Genomic DNA, 6,764 nt, shown 5'->3' on the forward strand with positions numbered 1-6,764 from the left:
GCGAAGCTTAGATTGCGTGCCACTCAGTACGTCGCGAATGTTCCGAGAGTTTCACTCACGGAAAATAACGAATGTTCCGAGAGTTTCTCCCGAGCGGCCGATGCCGACCCAACACGCTCAAGTCCGGAGATCAGCGTGGAGATCAACACAACGTCTCGCCGTACGTTTCTCACCCTCCCCATGGCCGCCGCTCTGGCCGCCTGCGGCGGCACTCGGCCCACCCAGACGGGCTCGGGTGGCAGCAGCGCCGCCACTGGCGGCCCGGGCAAGCTCACCTACTGGTACGTGTCCGGGCAGCCGACCGAAGGCGTGCGCGCCGGCGCGGTCCAGCGTTTCAACCAGGCCAACCCGAACAGCCAGATCGCGACGACCACCTTCCAGAACGACGCCTACAAAACCAAGATCAAGACAGCGATCGGCGCAGGCCAGGCGCCCACCATCATCTGGGGCTGGGGCGGCGGCGGCCTGCGCAGTTACGTCCAGGCCGGCCAGGTCGACGACCTCACCCCGTGGTTCGACCAGAACCCGGCCATCAAGGACCGGCTGTTCCCCTCCGCCTTCGGCGCCGCCACAGTCGACGGCAAGATCTACGCCCTGCCGTGCGAGACCTGCTCGCCGATCATCTTCTACTACAACAAGAAGCTCTTCGACCAGGTCGGCGTCCAGCCCCCGCAGGAGTGGGGCGACATCCTGGACCTGGTCAAGAAGTTCAACACCGCGAAGATCGCGCCGATCACACTCGGCGGGCAGTCACGCTGGACGAACATGATGTGGCTGGAGTTCCTCTTCGACCGCATCGGCGGCCCCGAGCTCTTCCAGACGATCTACGACGGGCAGAAGGACGCCTGGAGCAACCCGGCCGCGATCGACGCCCTGACCAAGCTGCAGGACCTGGTCAAGGCGGACGGCTTCGTCAAGGGCTTCTCGTCGATCACCGCCGACTCCCGCGCCGACATGGCCCTGCTCCACACCGGCAAGGCCGCGATGATGCTGCACGGCAGCTGGGCGTACGGGTCGATGAAGGCGGACGCCGGCGATTTCGTCGCCGGCGGCAACCTCGGCTACATGAACTTCCCGACAGTGGCGGGCGGCAAGGGCAAGCCTGCCAACGCCGTGGGCACCCCTGCCCTGTACATGGCGATCTCCGCTCAGGCGACGGCGGAGCAGAAGGAGATCGTCAAGAAGTTCTTCACCACCGAGATGAACTCCGACGCGCAGGCCAAGGACTGGATCGGCGTCAACCAGGTACCGATCGTCAAAGGCGCCGACGCGCTGTTCGGCACCTCTGCCGACACGCCGTGGCGAAAGTTCGTGTACGGCCTCGCCAGTGACGCCGACTCATTCCAGCAGTCCTGGGACCAGGCGCTCAGCCCGACGGCCGCTGAGGTTCTGCTGGACAACCTGGCCAAGCTGTTCCAGCTGTCGATCTCGCCGCAGCAGTTCGCCACCAGCCTCAACGGGGTCATCGGGAAGTGAGCCGGGCCTCCCTGGTCTGGCCGGCCGTACCCACTCTGTTGTTCAAGGCCGGCAATGCCGACCACCTGGAGATTCACCGCAGCCTGCCGGCCACGTGCTCCCCCCGCGGCGTCTTGGAGCCCCCGGCTCATGTGGGCCGGTCGGCTACGTGAGGTGTGTCTCCTTCCGCTTACGCGATCGGCTTCGTCGCCTCCGCGCGGGCCTCGCTCGGGGTGAGGCCGAACCTGGCGCGGAAGAGGCGGGCGAAGTGGGCCTGGCTGGAGAACCCCCACCGGTGCGCGACGTCGGCGATCGTGGTCTGCCGCGCCCCGGACCCGGTGAGTTCCCGATGTGCCCGGGCCAGGCGCCGTTCCATGATGTGCCGCGCCGGCGCCCTGCCGGTCGATTCGAAGATCCGCGCCAGGTGCCGTACCGAGATGCCCATGACCCCGGCCACCTGGGCGGCTCCGAGGCAGGGGTCGTGCAGATGCCGGTCGATGTAGTCCTCGGCCACGATGAGCTGCGACCGGTAGGCGTCGGGCCCCGGCCGCCCGCCCGTACGCTCCTCGGCGAGCTGCCTGAGCAGGTCGAGCACGGCCCGCTCGGCGTCGGCGGGATCGTGCCTGCCACGCAACGCGGCCAGCCCGCCGAGCAGGGAGCTCAGCGCGGCCACGAGCGCGCCCTCCCGCGCCGTGCCCCGCCCGAACAACATCGGCCCGGGCGACCCACCTCCCACGCACGCCCGCGCGAACAGCTCACGCGGCACGTCCACCAGGATCTGCCGCATCGAGGAGGAGAACCCGAACAGATACGGCCTGCGCGTGTCGTAGACGACCAGCTCGCCCGCCGTGGCCGCGAGGCAGCCGTTCTCGTGCAGGAACACCGCCTCCCCCTTGACCAGCAGGGTCGCGAACACCGAGTCCTTGGGCGTCGACCTGACCGTCTGCGGGCTGCGCTCGATGGCGTGGGCGTTGCCGGAGATCTCGGCGAGGCGCAGCTCGCCCAGCTCGATGTTGGTCTGCCTGGCCAGCAGGCCCTGCTCGGAGTAGGAGGTGCAGGACAGGCCCACCAGCGCCTTGCGGTTGTAGTCCTCCCAGTAGTGGATGCGCTCGGAGGGTTCGATGTGCTCGGTGGTGGCCTGGGAGATCACGGAGAGGGCGGACATGCGGCCTCCTGGTGTGCGTGCATGTCAGAGGGACTCAGCTTAGGTGCCGGGTCACACGGCCAGGTAGCCTCCGTCCACGGGGATGACCGCGCCGGTGACGTACGAGGCCGCCGCCGAGCACAGGAACGCCACCACCGAGGCGACCTCGCGCGGCCGCCCGAGGCGCCCGGCCGGGATGCGGGCCAGGACCTGTGCCGTGGCCTGCGGGTCGTCGAGCACGCCCCGGGCCAGCGGGGTGAGCACGAAGCCGGGCGCGACGGCGTTGACCCTGATGCCGTCGGGGGCGTACTCGGCCGCCAACGACTTGGTGAGCTGGGAGACGCCGCCCTTGCTCGCGCTGTAGGCGGGCCGATCCCGGCTGCCGGAGAAGGCGAACATGGACGAGACGTTCACAATGGCGCCGCCGTTCTCAGCCAGGGTTGGGCGGGCGGCCTGGCAGGCGACCATGACGGCGGTGAGGTTGATCTCGATGACCCGCTGCCAACGGGCGAGGTCGTACTCCTCGCGGTCGTGGCTGACGCCCGCGCAGTTCACCAGCGCGTCCAGCGGCTCGCCCGCCGACAGCAGGCCAGTCAGCCCGGCACGGTCCAGCACGTCGTGCTCCACGATGCGGACGCGCGGGTGACCTGGCAGGTCGGCAGGGTCGGCGGGCGGCAGGCCGAGCGCGATCACCTCGGCGCCCGACTCGGCGAGGAGCACGGCCGTGGCCGCGCCGATCCCCGAGGTACCCCCGGTCACGAACGCCCGCCGCCCCGCGAACTCCCCGCTCACGGACGCTGCTCCCCTGGTCGTATCAGCATTTTGACCTGCTCCTGCCCGCGCGACAGCGCTTCGAATCCGTCACGCACGACGTGCTCCAGAGGGATGGTGGAGGTGACGATCGCGGCCAGGTCCACGCCCTCCTCGGCCACCATGCGGATCAGCTCCGGATAGACGTCCCGGTATCCCACGCTGGTCATGATCGTCTGCTCGTTGTTCACCAGGGCGAAGGCGTCCACACTGACCGTGCCGGTTAGACCGAGGAACATCACCCGCCCGCCCCGCCTGGTGGCGGCCAGGCAGGCACGCAGGGTGTCCTGCGAGCCGACCACCTCGAACGCGACGTCCGCCCCCTCACCGCAGGCCAGATCGGCGAGGTCCGCGCCGGTCTCCGCGGCTCCCAGGCGCAGGGCCAGCTCGCGGCGGGCCGCAGACCGATCGGCGGCGACGATGCGCCCGGCGCCGTACCGGGCCGCGAGCTGGGTCACGAGCAGCCCGATCGGGCCCAGGCCGAGAACGGCGACAGTCTCGCCGGGGCGGATCCCGGCCCGGCGCACCGCGTGCAGGGCGACGGCGGCCGGCTCGAACACCGCCGCCTGCTCCAGGGAGACCGCCTCGGGGAGCCGGTGCAGCATGTACGCGGGCACGGTGGCGCGCTCGGCCAGCCCGCCGTGTCCCATGAGCCCGGCGAACCCGAAGTGCCGGCAGATGTTGTACTCCCCCGCCAGGCACCGCGGGCAGCTACCGCACCGGTAGTGCGGCTCCACCGCCACCTGGTCCCCCGGGACGAGACCGGTGACACCGGCGCCGACCTCGGTGACGGTGCCGCAGAACTCGTGCCCCAGGATGAGTGGAGCGGCCACGCCGGACTCCGGGTGGGCCTCGCCCACAGGGACGGCGTGCGGCCCGTCGGCGTATTCGTGCAGGTCGCTGCCGCAGATCCCGCAGTAGGCCACCTCGATCGTCACCTCGCCGGGACCGGGTGGCGTCACGGGCACGTCCTCGACGCGGACGTCCTTGGCCCCGTACCAGAGCGCCGCCCTCATGCGGCCGCCCGGCGGCGCAGCACGGCGGGAGCCGTCTCCTTCAGCGCGAAGCACAGCCCCACCACGACCAGCGCGCCACCCGCGGCGATGAACATCGCGGCCTGCAGCCCCCACTGGTCGGATGCCCAGCCCGCGACCATCGGCCCGAGAAAGCCTCCGGCCAGCTCACCCACACCCATGATGGCGCCGAGCGCCGTGGCCAGCGCGCCCCGCGGTACCGTCTCGGCCGGGATCGTGGCCATGAACAGCGTGAAGCAGCCGAGCCCGGTGTAGGTGACCACCATGATCGCGCCGAGCAGCACCGGGCTCTCGACGTAGACCACGGCGAGCGGGCAGCACACCGCGAGCACCGTGAACCCGATCAGCGCCGGCTTGCGCCCGATCCGATCGGAGATGCCCGGAGTCGCGAATCCCCACAACACCCACGCCACACCCAGACAGGTCATGACCCCGCTCATCGTGCCGGGGCTGAAGCCCTTGACCGAGGTCAGATACGTCGGGGTGAAGGTGATGATGGTGACAAACCAGGTGAGGTAGCAGCAGGCGATCAGCATGCATACGACGATGTTGCGCAGCTTGAGCACCTCGCCCAGCGGCACCCTGACCGCCGCCGCTTCCTCTCGGGGCGCCTCGACCCGCGGTGACCGCTCGCGTACGAATCGCCAGATGAGCGCGGCCATGATCAACCCAGGGATGATCGTGGCGTAGAACGCGACGCGCCAGTCGTAGGTCTCCGCGATCCACACCACGACCAGCGGCGCCAGGATGCCGCCGAGCAGCCCAGCCGACGAACCCTGCAGCAGGCCCATGTTGAGGCCCCGGCGGCTCTCCCTGGACGCCTCGACCATCAGCGACTGCGCCATCGGCAGCACCGCGCCCTCGGCCGTACCCATCAGCGCCCGCGCCACGAGCAGCCCGGCGAACCCGCCCATCAGCCCGGACGAGGCGGAGAACAGCGAGAACAGCACCACGGCCACGACCAGGATCGGCTTGCGCCGGCCGAGCGCGTCCGACAGTCGACCGGCGAACATGCCGGCCAGCGCCCAGGTGAGGGCGAGTACGCCGGACAGAGTGCCCAGCTCGGCGTTGGACAGGCCAAAGTCCTTGTCCATGTACGGCGCCAGGAACGACAGCGCCTGGCGGTCGAAGAAGACGAATCCGAAGGACAGGAAGAGGATGACGAGGAGGCGGATCTCGTACCGATCGGCCGCGCGGGCGTCCGGCGCCGCTGTGGGGTCAGTCATGACGTTCTCACTTCAAGGGGGGGTGCGCCGCGGCTCAGCGGAACAGGGAGTTGACGTAGTCGGCGCCGATCCCGACCTTCTCGTAGTGTTCGCGGCACATCTTGATGTAGTCGTGCACGTCGAAGAAGCCGTCGGGCGCGCCGTTCTCGTCCAGCCAGATGAGCGGGCCCTTGACGATGAAGAACGTCTTCATCGGCTCGTCGCTGTCGTAGGCGACCAGCGTGTGCCCCTCGCCCGGGGCCTCGTAGACGAAGTCGCCCGCGGTCGCCGTCCAGGGCCGCTCCAGGTAGCCCCACTTGCCGGAGATCGTGTACGCGAACACCTCGTGCGGGTGATAGTGCCGGTTGACCAGCCCCGCCTCCTTGGCCCGCAGGATGTCGGCCCAACTGTTGTCCTTGACGTTGATCCACAGCGGCCGGGAGCCGACGGTCTCGGTGAACGGCACGTAGTAGCGGTCGTCGTCCGTGGCCACCTTGGACAGGTAGACCTCGGGCAGAGCGTCGGGGCGGAAGGAGTTCTCGATCGGCTTGAGGTCCTTCCAGAACTCTCCGGTGGGCATGTCGGGCATGTGAACGGCCCCTTTCGTCGCGTGCTTCCAGGAAGTGAATCCCGGAGGGGCCGATGCCGTCTTTCCCGTGGCAGACCTCGCCGCTTGCAGATTCCGGACATCTCCGGTGGCAGGCAGACCAGGGCGCGCACAGGCGAAGAGTCACTCATCTACGCGATGCAGAACGACACCTTGGTGCCCCCGTCGCGCCTGACCACCCTGTACAACACCGTTCCGGCGACGACCGAGAAGGCCTACATCGAGATCGCGGGCGCGGGTCACAACTACATCGGGCAGCCGAGCACCATACTCGCGCGCACCATGATCCCCTGGCTGAAGATAGCCATCGACAATGACACCCGCTACAGCCAGTTCCTGTGTCCCATGGCCAACCGCGACGGCATCACGCAGTACCGCAACAGCTGCCCCCTGATCTAGACCACGCCGGCGGCCGGTCGTGATCCTCCCATGCGCCTCACCCCTTGGGAGGAGCCGTGCTGTTCCGGACGGTGAGCGTGGTGGCGATCTCCAGGCCGACCTGTGCCGGC

General features: G+C 69.2%; 7 protein-coding genes. 2 read left to right on the forward strand and 5 right to left on the reverse strand.

Annotated features, from left to right (window positions below):
- Nucleotides 1-135 precede the first annotated feature (135 nt).
- Nucleotides 136-1,476: an extracellular solute-binding protein gene (locus tag ACFPZ3_RS59840; RefSeq protein ID WP_379523384.1), complete on the forward strand. Its 1,341-nt coding sequence runs from the start codon at nucleotides 136-138 to the stop codon at nucleotides 1,474-1,476.
- A 169-nt stretch (nucleotides 1,477-1,645) separates the two neighbouring features.
- Here the strand turns inward: ACFPZ3_RS59840 and ACFPZ3_RS59845 are convergent, their stop codons facing one another.
- Genes ACFPZ3_RS59845 through ACFPZ3_RS59865 form a run of 5 tightly spaced genes read right to left on the reverse strand, consistent with a single transcriptional unit; the run spans nucleotide 1,646 to nucleotide 6,237 of the window.
- On the reverse strand, nucleotides 1,646-2,620 hold the full coding sequence (locus ACFPZ3_RS59845; protein WP_379523385.1) for a helix-turn-helix domain-containing protein: 975 nt from the start codon (nucleotides 2,618-2,620) through the stop codon (nucleotides 1,646-1,648).
- A 51-nt stretch (nucleotides 2,621-2,671) separates the two neighbouring features.
- Nucleotides 2,672-3,391, reverse strand: coding sequence for an SDR family NAD(P)-dependent oxidoreductase (locus ACFPZ3_RS59850; RefSeq protein WP_379523386.1), 720 nt, complete (start codon nucleotides 3,389-3,391; stop codon nucleotides 2,672-2,674).
- The gene (locus tag ACFPZ3_RS59855) at nucleotides 3,388-4,425 is read right to left on the reverse strand and encodes a 2,3-butanediol dehydrogenase (protein WP_379523387.1); all 1,038 of its coding nucleotides are present in this window, start codon (nucleotides 4,423-4,425) and stop codon (nucleotides 3,388-3,390) included. The genes ACFPZ3_RS59850 and ACFPZ3_RS59855 overlap by 4 nt, the downstream gene beginning before the upstream one ends.
- On the reverse strand, nucleotides 4,422-5,669 hold the full coding sequence (locus ACFPZ3_RS59860; protein WP_379523388.1) for an MFS transporter: 1,248 nt from the start codon (nucleotides 5,667-5,669) through the stop codon (nucleotides 4,422-4,424). Before ACFPZ3_RS59860 ends, ACFPZ3_RS59855 begins: the two co-directional genes overlap by 4 nt.
- 34 nt (nucleotides 5,670-5,703) lie before the next feature.
- On the reverse strand, nucleotides 5,704-6,237 hold the full coding sequence (locus ACFPZ3_RS59865; protein WP_379523389.1) for a 2,4'-dihydroxyacetophenone dioxygenase family protein: 534 nt from the start codon (nucleotides 6,235-6,237) through the stop codon (nucleotides 5,704-5,706).
- An 84-nt stretch (nucleotides 6,238-6,321) separates the two neighbouring features.
- Here ACFPZ3_RS59865 and ACFPZ3_RS59870 point away from each other — a divergent pair, with 84 nt between their 5' ends.
- On the forward strand, nucleotides 6,322-6,654 hold the full coding sequence (locus ACFPZ3_RS59870) for a poly(ethylene terephthalate) hydrolase family protein (protein ID WP_379523390.1): 333 nt from the start codon (nucleotides 6,322-6,324) through the stop codon (nucleotides 6,652-6,654).
- Nucleotides 6,655-6,764: the final 110 nt, after the last annotated feature.

The sequence above is a fragment of the Nonomuraea insulae genome, from assembly GCF_042656245.1.